The sequence below is a fragment of the Shewanella sp. SG41-4 genome (assembly GCF_014164505.1).
In the GTDB taxonomy this organism is placed as follows: domain Bacteria; phylum Pseudomonadota; class Gammaproteobacteria; order Enterobacterales; family Shewanellaceae; genus Shewanella.
This window is the reverse complement of the sequence record NZ_JACJFI010000765.1, coordinates 1-341: the sequence shown is the minus strand read 5'-3', so window position 1 is coordinate 341 and position 341 is coordinate 1. Positions and strand designations below refer to the sequence as shown.

General features: G+C 49.3%; 1 protein-coding gene. It reads right to left on the bottom strand.

The window, feature by feature from the left end; translation table 11 throughout:
* The coding region (locus H5202_RS23730; RefSeq protein ID WP_182774165.1) for an IS66 family transposase at positions 1-341 on the bottom strand (341 nt) is incomplete at both ends.

The following is a 341-nucleotide window of genomic DNA, read 5'->3' as shown; positions in this document are numbered from 1 at the left end:
ACGCAGGCGGCCGCGCGACTATTGTGGAAGTCGTAAAGCACGATATTAGGGATAGGATTATTCGGGTCTGGTGAATCTCGACCTGAGCAATACACCCACATGTAGCTGTTCACTTTATCGGATTTCACCACCTTTAATGGCGTTTCATCGGCAAACAACGTGGGCTGCTTTAACAGCTCGGCTTTAAGTCGCTCAACTAGTGGCGCGAAGAGTGCAGCGGATTTGTCTATCCAGCTGCTCATGGTCTGGCGACTGAGCTCAATACCGTATTGCTTGAACATGGCTTCCTGGCGATAAAGCGGTAACCCATATTGGTATTTACTGGTGATAAGCTGACTGAG